The following is a 16,588-nucleotide window of genomic DNA, read 5'->3' as shown; positions in this document are numbered from 1 at the left end:
ACAGGAACGACAGGAACGACACGAACGACAGGAACGACGGAGCACTGCGGTCGGCCCTGCGCGGGCTGGAGATCTTCGAGGGGCTCACCGAGGAGCAACTGGACTGGCTGGTCTCGGTGTCCGAGCCCCGGGTTCTCTCCGACGGGGAGGTCCTCTTCCGGGACGGCGAGGAGGCCACCGGCTTCCACGTGCTGCTCTCCGGCGGGCTCGTCGTCACCAAGGTGGTCGACGGCCGGGAGGAGGTGCTCACCCGGCATTCCACCGAGGAGGAGAGCGCGGCCGCCGAGGAACACGACGGGAAGCCCTCCGCCGCGCACCGGTTCACCGGCGAACTGCCCCTGCTGACGGACGGCGCGTACGTGGCCACCGCGGCCGCGAGCGGACCGGCGACGACCGTGGTGGCCTACCCGAAGCCGGTGTTCTTCGAGATGATGACCCGCTGCCACGGGGTGGCCGCCGTCCTGATCCCGGTGCTGGCCTGGCGGATCAAGTCCTCGGAGGTGCAGGCCCGCAAGCGGGCCACCGTGGAGGCGCTCGGCACCCTGGCCGCGGGCCTCGCCCACGAGCTGAACAACCCGGCCGCCGCCGTGGCCCGGGCGGCGCAGGAGCTGGCCCCCGCGCTGGAGCGGCTGACCCGGACCGCGCACGCCTGGGGCGCGTCCGCCTCCGACGCGGAGCGCTCCGTATTCGACCGGCTGGCCGAGGAACTGGACAAGCTGCCGCCGCCGGTGATCACCGATCCGCTCGCGCAGGCCGACGCCGAGGAGGAGATCGCCGACTGGGCCGAGGAGGCGGGTACCGAGCGCCCCGGGCTGCTCGGCTCGGGGGTTTCGGACCTCGGGCTGGAGCTGGGCTGGCTGCTGGAGCGGCTCGAAGGGGTCGGCGAGCCGTCCCTGCCCGCCGCCCTGGATCACCTCGCGGCGCTGCTGGAGATCCGTTCGCTGGCCGCGGAGCTGCGGGCGGCCGGCCCGCGGATCTCCCAACTGGTCGCCGCCACCCGGGATTACGCCAATCTCGACCGGGCCCCCGAGCAGACCTTCTCGGTGACCGATGGACTGGAGAACACGCTGGTCGTGCTGCGTGCCAAGCTCGCGGGCATCAGTATCGTGCGTGTGTACGAGCCGGGGCTCCCCGAACTGACGGGCTATCCCAGCGAGTTGAACCAAGTGTGGACCAACCTTGTGGACAACGCCGCCGAGGCCATGGAGGGTTCGGGCGTACTGACGCTACGCGCCCGGGCCGAGGGCGTCTGCATGGTCGTGGAGATCGGCGACACGGGCCGGGGTATCCCCGAGGACTCCCTGCCGCGGATCTTCGAACCCTTCTACACCACCAAGGACGTGGGGAAGGGTACGGGCCTGGGGCTGCACCTCAGCTACCGGATCGTGACCCAGCGCCACCACGGATCGATCACTGCCCGCTCACGTCCGGGCGAGACCCGGATGGTCGTCCGGCTGCCCTTCGCGGGGACCGCCGGCCAGGGGACCGCCTGTGCCACACCTGCCGAACCGGCCGACGCGCCCACCTCCGCCAAGTCCACCACCAGTTCCACCACCCGTTGAAAGAATGGAGTCGACATGGCCAAGTACGACATCGCCAAGCTGCACCCGGTGTTCGTCCGCCAGATGGAAGCGCTGGCCGCCCTGGACATCGAGGCGGTGATGAAGAACTACACCGACGACGCCGTACTGCTGCGCTTCGAGGGTGTGTCGGTCGGGATCGAGGCCGTTCGTGAGACGTTCACCGGCTATCTCACGGTGAAGCCCACCCTGGTGGAACTCCAGGAGTACATCGAGACCGACGACACCATCTTCTACCGCGCGATCATGAACCTGAACGGCGAACCGGAGCATGCGTTCGGGACACTTGTCGTCCGCGATGGCCGGATCTGGCGGCAGACGGCCGGGTTCGGCAGCTGACCGCCGAATCCTGGGTAGCGTGTGCGGGGAGGGCGGCGAACGCCCTCCCCGCATGTGCAAGTTGAATGGCGAAGGGGAGGCCATGGAGCGCGAAACCGGGCGGGTCGAGGCATTCAGTGACGGTGTATTCGCCATCGTCATCACGATTCTCGTCCTGGAGCTCAAAGTCCCGCACGAAACGGGATCGGACTTCTGGCACGGAGTCTGGGAACAGTGGCCGCATTACGCGGCCTACGTGGTGAGTTTCCTCATCATCGGCGTGATGTGGGTGAACCACCACACCATCTTCAGTCACCTCAAGCGAGTCGACCGGGCGCTGTTGTTCCTGAATCTCCTGGTGCTGATGGTGGTATCGGTGATTCCGTACACCACTACCGTGCTCGCCGAACATCTGGTGAAGGAAGGCGGTTCGGCCAACGCCGCCGCGGTGCTCTACAGTTCGGTCACCGTGGCCTACGCCCTGGCGTTCATGGCCTTCTGGTGGTATGTCACGCGGGTCGGGCATCTCTTCCACGAACAAGTGGACAAGGACGGGGCGCGGGCGACCCGGGTGCGCTTCGGCCTGGGGGCCATCGCCTACCCCTTGACTGTCATTCTTTCCTTCTTCTCCGCTCCTCTCACTCTCGTCGCACACTTCCTGATCGCGCTCTACTATGCGGCGAACCAGATCCCCATCCCTCTCGTGGTAGAAGACGAGCGGCTCGAAACTGCGAGCGACCTCAGGAAGTAGCCGCCTTGGCCTACGGCCGTTCTCCGCGGTCAAGTAGGGTATTGGATCTAGCTGGTCGCGGGGGAGGCCCAGATGGCTCGCGTAGTCATGCCGGAGGATTCCGCCAGTGAAATCTCCGAATTGATCGATGTACTGATCTCTCTTTTCTTCGAGTCCTTACCCCGGCGGGACCAGCGCAACTGGGCCCGCGTATATCTGAACGGTCTCGTCCAGACGACCGGGAAGAAAACAATCCGTAACATCGCCGGAACAGGGGCCAGTTCCGTCGAGCAGAGCCTCCAGCAGTTCATCAGCAAATCCCCCTGGGACTGGACCCCCGTACGCCGCTCCCTCGCGCAGTACCTCGAACGCACCGCCCAGCGTCCGCTGGCCTGGGTGGTGCAGCCCATGGTCATAGAGAAGGCCGGAGACCGCTCGGTCGGCGTCGGCCGGCAGTTCGTCCCCCAGCTCGGCCGCACCGCCAACTGTCAGCAGGCCAGCGGGATCTGGCTCGCCTCCAGCGAGGCCAGCTTCCCGGTCGACTGGACCCTCACCCTCCCCGGGCCCTGGACCAGTGAACTGCTGCGCCGTCGGCGCGCCGGCATTCCCGACACCGCCCGCTCGCTCACCCCGGCGCAGGACGCCGTACACGCCGTGCAGCGCATGGCCGCGAGCTGGCAACTCCAGCGCCGGCCCGTGGTGATGCAGGTCGCCAACTCCGACCTCCCGCACTGCATCGAGTCCTTCGCCCTCCAGGACATCCCCTTCGTCTTCAAGGTCGACGGCTCCCTGCCCGTCTCCTTCGGCGGAGCCGGCCGCCACAAGCCCGGCCCGCATACCGCGCCCGCCCGCGAGCTCATCGACTCCCTGCGCTCACAGCGCCGCGTCGTCGAATGGACCCGGCACGGCCGCGCCGAGGGGGCGGTGACCCTGCTGACCTCGGCCGCCATCCTCGCCACCCCCAGCGAGGACCGGCCCGCCCCCGCGCCGCCGACCCCGCTGCTGCTGCTCGGCGCGTGGACCGAGGCCGCCCTGCTGCCCTCCGAGTTCTGGATCACCAACATCGGGGACCGGCCGCTCGCGCAGCTGTTCCTGCTCGCCAAACTCACCGACCGGGTCGCCCTCGACTTCGCCGAGACCTGCGAACCGGTGGGGATCCGCGATTTCGAAGGTCGGTCCTTCCGGGGCTGGCACCACCACGCCACCCTCGCCAGCGTCGCCCACGCCGCGATGCTGCTGGGTACGCGCGGGCGGACCCCCGCGCCGCCCGCCCTGGACTACGCGGGCCCGCCGGTCCGCAACCCCGGGCCGCCCGTCCGCAACCCCGGGCCGCCGGTGCTGCCGCAGCGGCCGCTCATACCCGGACAGACCGCTCGCCGCGAGTACATCCGCTGATGCTCGACATCGCCGGGGAACTACGCGCGTGGTGCGCCGCACGCCGAGAGTTCGCGCTGGCCACCGTGGTGGCCGTCAGCGGAAGCGCGCCACGCGGGCCGGGCGCCTCGCTCGCCGTGGACGCCGGGGGCACCGCGCTCGGCTCCATATCCGGGGGCTGCGTGGAGTCCGCCGTACATGAGATCTGCCTCGACGCGATCGCGTCCGGCGAGGGCGGCCTGCACCGCTTCGGGTACAGCGACGACGACGCCTTCGCCGTGGGCCTGACCTGCGGGGGAGTCCTGGACGTCCTGGTCACCCCGGTGCGCGGGCACGACCCGGTGCGGCCCGTGCTGGGCTCGGTGCTGGACGCCGCCGCCGGCGGGGCGCGGGCCGCGCTGGCCCGGGTGGTCTCCGGCCCGCCGGAGCAGCTCGGGCGGGCGCTCGCCGTCCACGCCGACGGATCGTACGAGGGCTGCCTGGGCGGGGGCGCCGAGCTCGACCGGGCCGCCGCCGGGCAGGTCCGGGCGCTGCTGCTGGCCGGGCGGACCGGCACCGCCGAACTCGGCACGGCCGGCGGGCTGTGCGGGCAGCCGCTGACCCTGCTCGTGGAGTCGGCCGCCGAGCCGCCCCGCCTGATCGTCTACGGGGCCATCGACTTCGCCGCCGCCCTTGCCCGGATCGGCGCCTTCCTCGGGCACCGGGTCACCGTGTGCGACGCCCGGCCCGTCTTCACGACACGGGCCCGCTTCCCCGACGCCGGCGAGGTCATCGTGGACTGGCCGCACCGGCATCTGGCCGCGGAATGGGAGGCGGGCCGGCTGGATTCCCGTACCGCCGTCTGCGTGCTCACCCACGACGCCAAATTCGACGTACCGCTGCTGGCCCTCGCACTCACGCTGCCCCTGGGGTACGTGGGGGCCATGGGATCGCGGCGCACCCACGAGGAGCGGGCCGGGCGGCTGCGGGACGAGGGCGTACCGCCGGCCGCCCTGGCCCGGCTGCGCTCACCGATCGGCCTGGACCTGGGCGGCGGCACCCCCGAGGAGACGGCGCTGGCCATCGCCGCCGAGTTCACCGCGGTCCGCCACGGCGGCTCGGTGCTCCCGCTGACCGAGCGCCGGGATCCGGTCCACCGGCGCGTTGGCGCCCCTTTTGGGACCAAAGTCCCGTAGGAAAGAACTACCCGGCCCGGTATGTCCTGGACGATCTACCCGGGCGTGGTAAACGGCCGGACGTGGGAGAATGAAGTACGTGCGTTTTCCTCGGCTGCCCTGCTGAGGGTGACCGGGTTACCTCCGATCGACTGGGATGTTCTGCACGTGCGTTTCCTCAATGACCTGAAGCCGCCGTACGACCTCACGTACGACGATGTGTTCATGGTGCCGAGCCGCTCCGCGGTGGGTTCCCGTCAGGCCGTCGACCTCTCCTCGCCCGACGGCACCGGCACCACCATTCCGCTCGTCGTGGCGAACATGACCGCCATCGCGGGCCGCCGGATGGCCGAGACCGTCGCCCGCCGCGGCGGCATCGTCGTCATTCCGCAGGACATCCCGATCGAGATCGTCACCGACGTCATCTCCTGGGTGAAGACCCGCCACCTCGTGCTCGACACCCCGATCACGCTGGCGCCCACCCAGACCGTCGCCGACGCGCTGTCCCTGCTGCCCAAGCGGGCGCACGGCGCCGGCGTCGTCGTCGACGCCGAGGGCCGCCCCGTCGGCGTCGTCACCGACCACGACCTGACCGGCGTGGACCGCTTCACCCAGCTCTCCGAGGTCATGTCGAAGGAGCTGCTGCTCATCGACGCCGACATCGACCCGCGCGAGGCCTTCAACAAGCTCGACGCCGGCCACCGCAAGCTGGCCCCGGCCGTCGACAAGGACGGCAAGCTGGTCGGCATCCTGACCCGCAAGGCCGCGCTGCGCGCCACCCTGTACACCCCGGCCACCGACGCCAACGGCAAGCTGCGCATCGCCGCGGCCGTCGGCATCAACGGCGACTTCGTGCAGAAGGCCAAGCAGCTGCTCGACGCGGGCGTGGACACGCTCGTCATCGACACGGCGCACGGCCACCAGGAGTCGATGATCAGTGCGATCAAGGCCGTCCGCGCGCTGGACCCGCAGGTCCCGATCGTGGCCGGCAACATCGTCGCCGCCGAGGGTGTCAAGGACCTGATCGACGCCGGCGCCGACATCATCAAGGTCGGTGTGGGCCCCGGCGCCATGTGCACCACCCGCATGATGACCGGCGTGGGCCGCCCGCAGTTCTCCGCGGTGCTGGAGTGCGCGGCGGAGGCGAAGAAGTACGGCAAGCACGTGTGGGCCGACGGCGGTGTCCGCCACCCGCGTGACGTGGCGATGGCGCTGGCCGCCGGCGCGTCGAACGTGATGATCGGTTCCTGGTTCGCCGGGACTTACGAGTCCCCGGGTGACCTCCAGCAGTCCGCGGAGGGGCGCCTGTACAAGGAGTCCTTCGGCATGGCCTCCGCGCGGGCGGTGCAGAACCGCACGTCGGAGGAGTCCGCGTACGACCGGGCGCGGAAGGGGCTGTTCGAGGAGGGCATCTCCACCTCCCGCATGTTCCTCGATCCGACGCGTCCGGGTGTCGAGGACCTGATCGACTCGATCATCGCGGGTGTGCGGTCGTCCTGCACGTACGCCGGTGCGGGGTCGCTCGCGGAGTTCGAGGAGAAGGCGGTGGTCGGTGTGCAGTCCGCCGCCGGTTACGCCGAGGGCAAGCCGCTGCACGCCAGCTGGAGCTAGTCCGGGTTTTCCGTGGCCCCGGCCCCTGCCCCCTCGCGGGCGGGGGGCGGGGCCACGGACGTTCCCTGGGGGCGGGAGGCAGTCCGGTGCCGCCCGCAGCGGCAGGTCCACCGCGAGCGCGTCGGCGGTCCCGAACCGCATCCGGCAGCCCAGTGCGGCCGCCTCCGCCAGCGCCTCCCGCACGAAGGCGGTCCGGCCCGCGCCGGGCTCGCCCTCCACGGTCAGGCAGGCGTCGCCGCCCCGGATGCCTTCGCCGAGGACACCGTCCCGAACCCATTGCCGCAACTCGTCACGATGCTGCTCTCGCCCGACCCGCACGTCGGCGATCCTTCCGGTCGTTCGCGCCACTCGTAGGATGACACGGCCCGCGGTGGTCAGTACCGGGGGAGTCGCTCCCCGGGCGGCGAAGTGTGCACGCCCGCACGGTACTTGGGGATCCGCACGGTGATCTTCATGCCCGCGCCGAGCCCCGTCTCGATCACCATCCCGTAGTCGTCGCCGTACACCTGCCGGATCCGCTCGTCGACATTCGGCAGGCCGATGCCCGAGGAGGACCCGGTCCGCTCTCCGGCGAGGATCCGGCGCAGCAGGGCCGGATCCATCCCGACCCCGTTGTCCTCGATGGTGATCAGCGCCTCCGAACCCGCGTCCCGGGCGGCGATGGTGATCCGGCATTCCTCGGTGGAGTCCTCCAGCCCGTGCTTGACCGCGTTCTCCACCAGCGGCTGGAGGCACAGGAACGGCAGCGCGACCGGCAGCACCTCCGGCGCCACCTGCAGGGTCACCTTCAACCGGTCCCCGAACCGGGCCCCCGCCAGCGCCAGATACTGCTCGATGGAGCGCAACTCGTCGGCCAACGTGGTGAATTCGCCGTGCCTGCGGAAGGAGTAGCGGGTGAAGTCCGCGAACTCCAGCAGCAGCTCCCTGGCCCGCTCGGGATCGGTGCGGACGAACGAGGCGATCGCAGCAAGGGAGTTGAAGATGAAATGCGGGGAGATCTGCGCCCGCAGCGCCTTGATCTCCGCCTCCATCAGCCGGGTCCGCGAGCGGTCCAGCTCGGACAGCTCCAGCTGTACGGAGACCCAGCGCGCCACCTCGGTCGCGGCCCGCACCAGCACCGCCGACTCCCGCGACCCGTAGGCCACCAGCGCGCCCAGCATCCCGTCCTCGCCGGTCAGCGGTGCGAACACCGCCCACTTCAGCGGGCAGCCCGGCCGCTGGCACTCGGTGCGCACGCTCTGGCTCCGCCCGGACTCCAGCATCATCGCCACCCGTGCCATCGCCCGCCGCTCGTGGTGATCGGCGCCCGGCCCGTCCCAGGCGAGCACCGCCTCCCGGTCCGTCAGGCACAGCGCCTCCGTGCCCAGCAGGGAGCGAAGCCGCCGCGCTGCCTTGCGGGCGGCGTCCTCGGTCAGGCCGGCGCGCAGCGGGGGAGCGGCCAGTGAGGCGGTGTGCAGGGTGTGGAAGGTGGCCCGCTCCACCGGCGTCCCGAGATCCGGTCCGGCCGCCCGGTCGCCGCGGCGGGCCTGCCTGCGGCCCGCCGCCCAGCCCAGCCCCAGCAGCAGGGCCGCGCCCGCCGCCGCCAGAACCGAGAGCACCGCTCCGGTCATGGAGCACCGCCCGCATGCGCCCCGGCTCCGGCTCCGGCCCCGGCTCCGGCCCCGGCCGCGCCGGCCGCCCCGGCGACGCCCTCAGGCAGGTGCAGCCGGGCCAGTGTCGCGGCCGTCCCGCCCGGGATCCGCGACCGGGTAGCCAGCGACACCAGCACCATCGTCAGGAACCCGAGCGGCACCGACCACACGGCCGGCCACGCCAGCAGCGTGTTCACCCAGCCCGCCGGAGCCAGCCCGGCCCGGGTGGCCAGCACCGCGCTCAGCGCCGCCCCGCCCCCTGTGACCAGCCCGGCCACCGCGCCCGGCGGGGTCAGCCCGCGCCACCAGATCCCCAGCACCAGCAGCGGGCAGAAGGACGAGGCCGACACCGCGAAGGCCAGCCCGACCGCGTCCGCCACCGGCACATCGGTCGCCGCCACACTGCCCCCGAGCGGGACGAGCATCGCCACCAGCGCCGCGACCCGGAAGCTGCGCACCCCGCGCGCCCGCAGCACATCCTGGTGCAGCACCCCGGCCACCGCCATCGTCAGCCCCGACGCCGTCGACAGGAACGCCGCGAACGCGCCCCCGGCCAGCAGCGCCCCCAGCAGATCGCCGGGCATACCGCCCACCATCCGCTCCGGGAGCACCAGCACCGCCGCGTCCGCGTCCCCGGTCAGCGCCAGCTCCGGGGCGTAGATCCGGCCCAGCGCCCCGTACACCGGCGGCAGCAGGTAGAAGACGCCGACCAGCCCGAGCACCACCAGCGTGGTGCGCCGCGCGGCCCGCCCGTTGGGGCTGGTGTAGAACCGCACCGCCACATGCGGCAGGCCCATCGTGCCGAGGAAGGTGGCCAGGATCAGCCCGTAGGTCGCGTACAGCCGGAAGTCCGGCCGGTCCCCGGACAGCGGCTCGGACCAGCTGGACACTCCCAGCCCGGCCTCCGCCCGGGTGTCGGGCACGGGAGTGCCCGGGGTGAACTCCAGCCGCGCGTCGGCCCGTACGGAGTGCTGCCCGGCGGCGAGGGCCAGCGGGGCCGCCTCGTACGTCCGCCCGTCCACCTGCCCGGTCACCGTCAGCGTCAGCGGGGCGTCCAGGGACAGCCGCACGTCCTCGGCCAGGATGACCGCGGTGTGCTCGCGGAAGACCGCGGGGGCGTCGAAGCGGGCGCGCGGCGCCGCGTCCCCGGCCCAGGCCGCGAGCAGGAAGAAGGCCGGGACCAGCAGGGCGGTGAGCTTCAGCCAGTACTGGAAGGCCTGCACGAAGGTGATGGAGCGCATCCCGCCGGCCGCCACGGCCGCCGTCACCACGAAGGCGACGACCACCCCGCCGACCCAGTGCGGGGCCCCCGTCAGGATCTCCAGCGTCAGCCCCGCCCCTTGCAACTGCGGCAGCAGGTACAGCCAGCCGACGCCGATCACGAACAGCACCGCGATCCGCCGCACCGCCTGCGACTCCAGCCGGGCCTCGGCGAAATCCGGCAGGGTGTAGGCCCCCGAGCGCCGCAGCGGGGCCGCCACCAGCACGAGCAGCACCAGGTATCCGGCGGTGTAGCCGACCGGGTACCAGAGCATCTCCGGCCCCTGGAGCAACACCAGCCCCGCCACACCCAGGAAGGAGGCCGCGGAGAGGTACTCCCCGCTGATGGCCGCCGCGTTCAGGCGTGGGCCCACGGTGCGCGAGGCGACGTAGAAATCCGAGGTGGTCCGGGATATCCGCAGGCCGAGCGCCCCGACCAGCACGGTGACCAGGACGACGACGGTGACCGCGGTCAGCGCGTACGTCTGGTTCACCGGTCGGTTCCTTCGGCAGGGGGAGGGGAGGGTGACCGGAGTCTACGCACGGCCGCCGACCGGGCAACAGGCGTGATCCGGCGCTTCTCACCGGCCGCAGACGAGGTCAGATCGCGGGGTCGGGGTGCTCCGTGCAGTCCTTCAGGGCGATCTCCAGCTCCACGTACGACTCCTCCGCGCGCCGGAAGGCCAGCGTCAGGGAGGCCTCGGCACGGGGCGGCAGCTGCTGCCGGACCCCTTCGTGCGCCTCGTACAGTACGTCGGCCCAGCGCGCGGCCGCGCTGCGCAGCCGGGCCAGCAGCTCCTCGGCCTCCTCGGGGTCGGCGGGCCGGGTCCGGGGCAGTGCGGTCAGCGCGTCGAGCAGCGCCTGGATCTCGGACATCTAAGGGGTGTCTTCCCGGTCGAGCCGGTCGAGCCGGTCCCGCCCCGCCGGGGACCGCGCCCCGCCGCGTTCCCGTCGGTCGCCGATGCCGCGCATGGACTCACTCTCCGGCCTTGCGACGCACGGCACCCGGAACACACCTCCCACCGGTGGCCGGTGGGCGCCGCTCGCTGATCCGGCCCGATCGGAAGGACCCCCCTGCTTCTCCTGGGCCGGAAGATCCACGATACGCGCGGGCCGGGACGGCGCGGGCCGGTGAGCGGGGCGCTGCGACCGACGGCCCGCGCGGATCGCCGTACGCCCCTCCCCGCGCGACGAACGGCACGCCGGCGCGCCGGACGGTCGCCCCGGCCTGCTCCCGGCGTCGCGCCCGCCGGTCGCGGTCGCCGTCGCGTCTCAGCCGGTGGCGTGCCGCATCAGCAGATCGCGCAGCTCTCGCGCGTGCCGCCGGCTGACCTGGAGTTCCGCGGCGCCGACGCGGACGGTGGTGGTGCCGGCGTCCAGCCGCAGCTCGTCGATCCGCCCGAGTGCCACCAGATGGCGCCGGTGGATCCGGACGAACCCGCGCGCCGCCCACCGCTGCTCCAGCGTGGACAGCGGGATCCGCACCAGGTGGCTGCCCTCGCCGGTGTGCAGGCGGGCGTAGTCGCCCTGGGCCTCGACGTACGCGATGTCGGCGATCGCCACGAAGCGGGTCACCCCGCCCAGCTCGACGGCGATCTGGTCGGCGGTGCGGTCGGCGACGGTGACCTCGGGGCCGGATCCGGGGCCGGGGTGCCGCTGATGCGGCACGGCGGCCGCGGCGGGTACGGGGGACACGGCCGGCCCGGAGGGAAGGGCCGCCTCGGCGGCGGCCGGTGCTCCATCGGGCCGGTCGAGCTGCGCACAGGCCCGGCGGACGGCCTCGGCCAGCCGCTCGGGACGCACGGGTTTCAGTACGTAGTCCACGGCCTTGAGGTCGAAGGCCTGGACGGCGAAGCCCTCGTGGGCGGTGACGAACACGATGAGGGGCGGCCGCGCGAACCCGGCCAGCAGGCGGGCGATGTCCAGCCCGGTCAGCCCGGCCATGTGGATGTCGAGGAAGACCACATCGATGCCGTCGGGCCCGTCCGGGCCCGTCTCCAGCGCCCGGGTGATCCGGCGCAGGGCCTCGGTGGCGTCCGATGCGCCCTCGGCGCTGCGTACCCGGGGGTCGGAGCGCAGCAGGTAGAGGAGTTCCTCGAGGAGCGGCTTCTCGTCGTCGACGGCCAGTACGCGCAGCATGCGATGGAGTCTAGATTCCGCTTCGCCGGCGCGAAATGGTGCGCGGCCCCCTCCCCCGGGGGAGGTAGGGCGAGAGGGCCGCGCGGTATCGGCGTGGGGGTCGGCCCGGCGGGTTACCGGGCGGGCGGGGTGAGCGGACTGCTGGGTTACCGGACTGCCGGGGTGAGCGGACTGCCGGGTTACCGAGCGGACTGCCGGGCTTACTGGCCGGTGATGAGCTTGCCGTCGGGGGCGACCGCGTACCAGGTGCCGCCGACGCCCTGCCCGTTGACGTCGCCGGGCTTCTTGTCGCCCGTGAAGGTGTAGACGGGCCAGCAGTTGACCGTCTGCTGCTTCTTGCCGTCCGGGCGGTCCAGCACCAGGTAGTTCTTCTCGATGATCCCCTTGGCGTTGGCCTTGTCCACCGGGGGCACCACGGGCCACTTGGCCAGGCAGTCACCGGTGCACTTGGAGACCATCGGCCACGCGGTGTCCGGCTTGAACCGGTAGACCGTCATGCCCTTGCCGTCCACGATGTGGTCCCCGAGCTTGGGGTCCTTGGCCACGGAGAGGGCCGCTTCGTCGGAGGCGGCTGCGCCCCCGTCCGCGCTGTCGCCCGCCGCGGGCCGGCCCGCCTTCTTGCCGTCGGGCGCGAACGCGAACCACACCCCGCCGACGCCCTGGCCGTTGGTGTCACCCGCCTTGGCGTCCTTGTTGAAGCGGTACGCGGGCCAGCCCGCCACCGTCAGCTGCTTGCTGCCGTCGCTGCGGACCACCTCGCCCAGCAGCGCCGGGTCCATGCCCGCGGCGGCGGTGACGTCACCGGCCGCGACGGCCGGCCAGGTCTTCGCGCAGTCCCCGTCGCAGTTCGACTTCGACGGCTTGGCGGTGTCCTTGTCGAAGCGGTACAGGGTGAGCCCGCCGCCGTCGGTGAGGAACGAGCCGAGCTTGTCGTTGTCGGCCGCCACCGCCAGCTGGCCGCCGGCCTTCGCGGCGGCATCGGCGCCGGCGCCGGCGTTCGAGGCGGGCTCCTGGGCGTACGGGTCGGAGGGAGCCTGGGCGGCGGCCCCGGCCGGCTTGACCGCGTCGGCCGCCTTGCCGTCGTCCCCGCCGCACGCCGTGGCCGTCAGGGCGACGACGACTGCCACGGCGGCCAGGGTGGTTCCGCGCTTGATACCCATCTTGATCTCTCCCACGTGTAATGTCTTCCGCGTCCGTTTCCGGAGCGGCGGCAACTGTGTGCAGGACACGCCCTGGTGGGTTCGATCTGTTCAATCCGCCCGGTGTGGGCTGTTTCACTCACCCCCCGTCGAACCCGGCCCGGCGCATGGCCGTGACCACAGCGAGGCCGAGGACCTGGTGCCCGGCGTCATTGGGGTGCAGTCCGTCAGCGAGGTGTTCGGGTCCCAGCAGGTCGCGCCCGGGGAGCAGGGCCAGGCGCCCGTCCCCGGCGGCGATCCGGTCCCGGGCGGCACGCTCCATGGCATCGCGCAGGGCGCCCAGGGTGGCGCCGAGCTTGTTCGGGGTGCGTTCGGCGTCGGGGCGCAGGACGGGGGAGACCAGCAGGAGGGGGGTCCGGGGGTGTCCCTGCCGGAGCAGGTCGAGGAAGGCGCGCGTGGTCTCGTACAGCAGTGGTACCGAAAAGGGCACGCGGGACCAGCAGTTGGTGCCGAAGGCGAGCGTGAGGACATCGGCGGGGAGGCCGGCGAGCTGTTCGGCGATGGCGAGCTCCCCGCGCGCGGCGCCCGCGTAGCCGAGGTTGACGGTGTCCCAGCCGAGCGCCCGGCCGGTGACGGCGGTCCAGCCGTGGGCGGGGCGGGTCGACCACCAGCCCTCGGTGATGGAGTCCCCGTGCACCACCCAGCGCGGGGCGGCCGGGGCGGGGGCGACGGCGCCGCCGACGCCGCGCAGGCCGAGGATCAGCGGGGACTGGGCCTCGGGCGGGTACAGGGTGAACGGCCCCTGCCAACCGGGGAGTGCCACGCGTACGACGGACTCCGCGGCTGGTTCGGTGAAGACCTCGGTGAGCTTTCCGTGCCGGTTCCACAGGGCGAAGCCGTGCGCGAGGTCGCGCAGCGCGTCGGTGGGGCCGGGCACGGTGGCGCGGTAGCGGATCTCCACCGCACGCGTCGCCGCCTCGGCGGTGAACTCCAGCCGCACCCCGATCGGCAGGGTGGCCCGCTCGCCGGTGTCCCAGGGCAGCCGCATGCTGTCCGCCGGGTCGGCCCGCACCGGGCGCCCCTCCTTGTCCCGCCAGGCAACCCCCCGCAGGAACGGAGCGGGGTCCTGCCAGACGCCGTGGCTTTGACCGTGTTCGCTCACTTTTCGTCTCCGATCATCGGATTCGGGACGTTCGCACCGGGCCCGCCGTCCCCCGCCACCGTCCCCCGTCGGCGTCTGCCGCCGCGTTCACCCGTACCCCGCGCGGGCCCGCCGGATCCATGGCGGCACGCTGCGACAGATCTGACGAAGTGTCAAGAAAGGGGGTCTGGGGAGCCCCGCGCAGTGATCGATCATCCGCGCGCAACAAAGGACCATCCGGGACAGATCCGCGCAACGATCGTGCGCCAATGTGCAAGGATGGTGCATTACGGGCGGTATCACTCAGCTCGTAGGCTCACTCGCTGTACGTGGAGTGGCGCGGACCGCCTGCTCGGCGGTCCCCCCATGCCCAGGCTCATGTCTGGGTCCTGCTCCGGACCGCTGCGGTCGACGCCTGAATCCCCACCCGCAGTGTCAAAGGAGTCCCCTCGTGCTCGAAACCGGCCAGGCGCCACCGCTCACCTCCGAGCCCCGCAAGCCTGCCCATCCTTTGCTGCGCCGCAAGCCGGTCGAGCAGCTGGTCGCCGAGGGCGGCCAGGGCGAGGGCGGCTCGCTGCGCCGCTCGCTCACCATGTGGCAGCTGACCATGATCAGCATCGGCGCCACCCTGGGCACCGGCATCTTCGTCGTCCTCGGCGAGGCCGCCCCCAAGGCCGGCCCGGCCGTCACGATCTCCTTCATCATCGCGGGCCTGACCGCGCTGTTCTCGGCCCTGTCCTACGCCGAGCTGGCCGGATCCGTCCCGGTCTCCGGGTCCTCGTACTCCTACTCCTACGCGACCATGGGGGAGTTCATCGCCTGGATCTGCGGCTGGTGCCTGGTCCTGGAGTACGCCGTGTCCGTCGCGGCCGTCGCCGTCGGCTGGGGCCAGTACCTCAACGAGCTGCTCGACGGGACCATAGGTTTCACCATCCCCGAGCAGCTCGCCGCCCCGCTGGGCGAGGGCGGCTGGATCAACCTGCCCTCGCTGGCCGTGGTCCTGCTCGCCATGGTCTTCCTGATGCGCGGCGCCAAGGAGAGCGCCCGCATCAACACGATCATGGTCGCCGTGAAGATCGTCACGCTGGTGCTCTTCATCGGCATCGGCGTCCTGGGCATCAAGTCCGGCAACTACGCGCCGCTCGCCCCGCTCGGCGTCACCGGCATCAGCGCCGCCGCCTCCACGCTCTTCTTCTCGTACATCGGCTTCGACGCCGCCTCCACCGCCGGTGAGGAAGCCAAGAACCCGAAGAAGGACCTGCCGCGCGCGATCATGCTCTCGCTGGGCATCGTCACCGTCCTGTACGTCCTCGTCGCGTTCGTCGCCGTCGGAGCCATGCCGTGGCAGGACTTCAAGGGCACCGAGGCCGCGCTCGCCCAGATCATGACGGACGTCACCGGCACCAGCGTCTGGGGCGCCGTCCTCGCCGCCGGCGCCGTGGTCGCCATCGCCTCCGTCGTCTTCGCCGTCCTCTACGGCCAGACCCGCATCCTCTTCGCGATGTCCCGCGACGGCCTCGTCCCCAAGGTCTTCGCCAAGGTCGACGAGAAGACCGGCGCCCCCCGCGCCAACGTGGTGATCGTCTCCCTGTTCTGCGGCGCCCTCGCCGCCTTCATCCCCCTGGGTGAGCTGGCGAACGCCACCAGCATCGGCACGCTCTTCGCCTTCGCCCTGGTCAACATCGCCGTCGTGATCCTGCGCCGCACCAAGCCGGACATGCCGCGCACCTTCAAGGTGGCACTGTTCCCGGTCACGCCGATCCTCGGCTTCATCGCCTGCGGCTACATGATGTACAGACTGCCGGGCGCCACGTGGGTCGCGTTCGGTGTCTGGATGGCCGTCGGCCTCGTGGTCTACTTCCTGTACGGCATCCGCCGCTCCAGCCTGGCCACAGCAGAGAAGTGATCCACCCGCAGTGCGACTGAACGATCTCGACGAACGCATCGTGCACGCCCTCGCCGAGGACGCCCGCCGCTCCTACGCGGACATCGGCTCCGAGGTCGGGCTCTCCGCCCCCGCCGTCAAGCGGCGCGTGGACCGGCTCCGCGCCGAAGGTGCGATCACCGGCTTCACCGTCCGGGTGGACCCGGCCGCCATGGGCTGGGAGACCGAGGGCTTCATCGAGATCTACTGCCGCCACAACACCTCGCCGGACGACATCCGGCGAGGGCTGGAGCGGTACCCCGAGGTGGTGTCCGCGTCGACCGTCACCGGCGACGCGGACGCCCTCGTCCAGATCTTCGCCTCCGACATGCGGCACTTCGAGCGCGTGCTGGAGCGGATCGCGGGCGAGCCGTTCGTGGAGCGCACCAAGTCCGTGCTGGTCCTCTCGCCGCTGCTGCGCCGCTTCACCTCCGGCGCACCGGCCTGAGCGCCGGACACGGGAACGGGCCGGACGCGCTCTCGCGTCCGGCCCGTTCCGCGTTCTTCCGGTTCCGTTTCCCTGAAGGCCTCCGCCGGGCCTGGGGCCCACCCTGATCCGGAGGACAGGCCTAGTGCCGTGGCCGGAA

Annotated in this window: 14 protein-coding genes; 8 read left to right on the top strand and 6 right to left on the bottom strand. The window is 71.9% G+C overall.

The window, feature by feature from the left end; all coding sequences use genetic code 11:
- From J7I97_RS36180 to J7I97_RS36155, 6 genes are all read left to right on the top strand, one after another.
- A partial coding sequence (locus tag J7I97_RS36180) for an ATP-binding protein (protein WP_214944170.1) occupies positions 1 to 1,562 on the top strand: 1,562 nt, incomplete at its 5' end.
- Positions 1,563 to 1,577: 15 nt separating this feature from the next.
- Positions 1,578 to 1,919 carry a nuclear transport factor 2 family protein gene (locus J7I97_RS36175; RefSeq protein WP_214944168.1) on the top strand — a complete coding sequence of 114 codons (342 nt, stop codon included), beginning with the start codon at positions 1,578 to 1,580 and terminating at the stop codon, positions 1,917 to 1,919.
- Between the two features lie 82 nt (positions 1,920 to 2,001).
- The gene (locus tag J7I97_RS36170; RefSeq protein WP_214944166.1) at positions 2,002 to 2,649 is read left to right on the top strand and encodes a TMEM175 family protein; all 648 of its coding nucleotides are present in this window, start codon (positions 2,002 to 2,004) and stop codon (positions 2,647 to 2,649) included.
- 120 nt (positions 2,650 to 2,769) lie between these two features.
- A complete protein-coding gene (locus tag J7I97_RS36165) occupies positions 2,770 to 4,023 on the top strand; it encodes a transposase (protein WP_214944164.1) in 1,254 nt (417 codons plus the stop codon).
- The gene (locus tag J7I97_RS36160; protein WP_214944161.1) at positions 4,023 to 5,177 is read left to right on the top strand and encodes an XdhC family protein; all 1,155 of its coding nucleotides are present in this window, start codon (positions 4,023 to 4,025) and stop codon (positions 5,175 to 5,177) included. Before J7I97_RS36165 ends, J7I97_RS36160 begins: the two co-directional genes overlap by 1 nt.
- 147 nt (positions 5,178 to 5,324) lie before the next feature.
- Positions 5,325 to 6,767, top strand: a complete 1,443-nt coding sequence (locus tag J7I97_RS36155; protein ID WP_214944159.1) for a GuaB1 family IMP dehydrogenase-related protein — start codon at positions 5,325 to 5,327, stop codon at positions 6,765 to 6,767.
- A gap of 374 nt (positions 6,768 to 7,141) precedes the next feature.
- Here the strand turns inward: J7I97_RS36155 and J7I97_RS36150 are convergent, their stop codons facing one another.
- The 6 genes from J7I97_RS36150 to J7I97_RS36125 all read right to left on the bottom strand — a co-directional run bounded on the left by J7I97_RS36150 (position 7,142) and on the right by J7I97_RS36125 (position 14,098).
- Positions 7,142 to 8,377, bottom strand: coding sequence for a sensor histidine kinase (locus J7I97_RS36150; protein ID WP_214944157.1), 1,236 nt, complete (start codon positions 8,375 to 8,377; stop codon positions 7,142 to 7,144).
- Positions 8,374 to 10,152 carry a cation acetate symporter gene (locus J7I97_RS36145; protein WP_214944155.1) on the bottom strand — a complete coding sequence of 593 codons (1,779 nt, stop codon included), beginning with the start codon at positions 10,150 to 10,152 and terminating at the stop codon, positions 8,374 to 8,376. The genes J7I97_RS36150 and J7I97_RS36145 overlap by 4 nt, the downstream gene beginning before the upstream one ends.
- A gap of 106 nt (positions 10,153 to 10,258) precedes the next feature.
- Positions 10,259 to 10,534, bottom strand: a complete 276-nt coding sequence (locus J7I97_RS36140) for a hypothetical protein (protein ID WP_214944153.1) — start codon at positions 10,532 to 10,534, stop codon at positions 10,259 to 10,261.
- A gap of 396 nt (positions 10,535 to 10,930) precedes the next feature.
- A complete protein-coding gene (locus J7I97_RS36135; RefSeq protein ID WP_214944151.1) occupies positions 10,931 to 11,797 on the bottom strand; it encodes a LytTR family DNA-binding domain-containing protein in 867 nt (288 codons plus the stop codon).
- Between the two features lie 200 nt (positions 11,798 to 11,997).
- On the bottom strand, positions 11,998 to 12,957 hold the full coding sequence (locus J7I97_RS36130) for an SCO0930 family lipoprotein (protein ID WP_214944149.1): 960 nt from the start codon (positions 12,955 to 12,957) through the stop codon (positions 11,998 to 12,000).
- Between the two features lie 118 nt (positions 12,958 to 13,075).
- Positions 13,076 to 14,098, bottom strand: a complete 1,023-nt coding sequence (locus J7I97_RS36125) for a GDSL-type esterase/lipase family protein (RefSeq protein ID WP_214944147.1) — start codon at positions 14,096 to 14,098, stop codon at positions 13,076 to 13,078.
- 430 nt (positions 14,099 to 14,528) lie between these two features.
- On the opposite strand from J7I97_RS36125, the gene J7I97_RS36120 reads away from it, so the two are divergent.
- Together J7I97_RS36120 and J7I97_RS36115 are read left to right on the top strand one after the other, a co-directional pair.
- The gene (locus tag J7I97_RS36120; RefSeq protein WP_214944145.1) at positions 14,529 to 15,983 is read left to right on the top strand and encodes an amino acid permease; all 1,455 of its coding nucleotides are present in this window, start codon (positions 14,529 to 14,531) and stop codon (positions 15,981 to 15,983) included.
- A gap of 10 nt (positions 15,984 to 15,993) precedes the next feature.
- The gene (locus J7I97_RS36115; protein WP_030027017.1) at positions 15,994 to 16,449 is read left to right on the top strand and encodes an Lrp/AsnC family transcriptional regulator; all 456 of its coding nucleotides are present in this window, start codon (positions 15,994 to 15,996) and stop codon (positions 16,447 to 16,449) included.
- Positions 16,450 to 16,588 lie beyond the last annotated feature (139 nt).

It is taken from the genome of Streptomyces sp. ISL-87 (assembly GCF_018614095.1).
Taxonomy (GTDB): Bacteria; Actinomycetota; Actinomycetes; order Streptomycetales; family Streptomycetaceae; genus Streptomyces.
The sequence above is the reverse complement of the archived record's forward strand: the minus strand, read 5'-3'. Positions and strand labels throughout refer to the sequence as shown.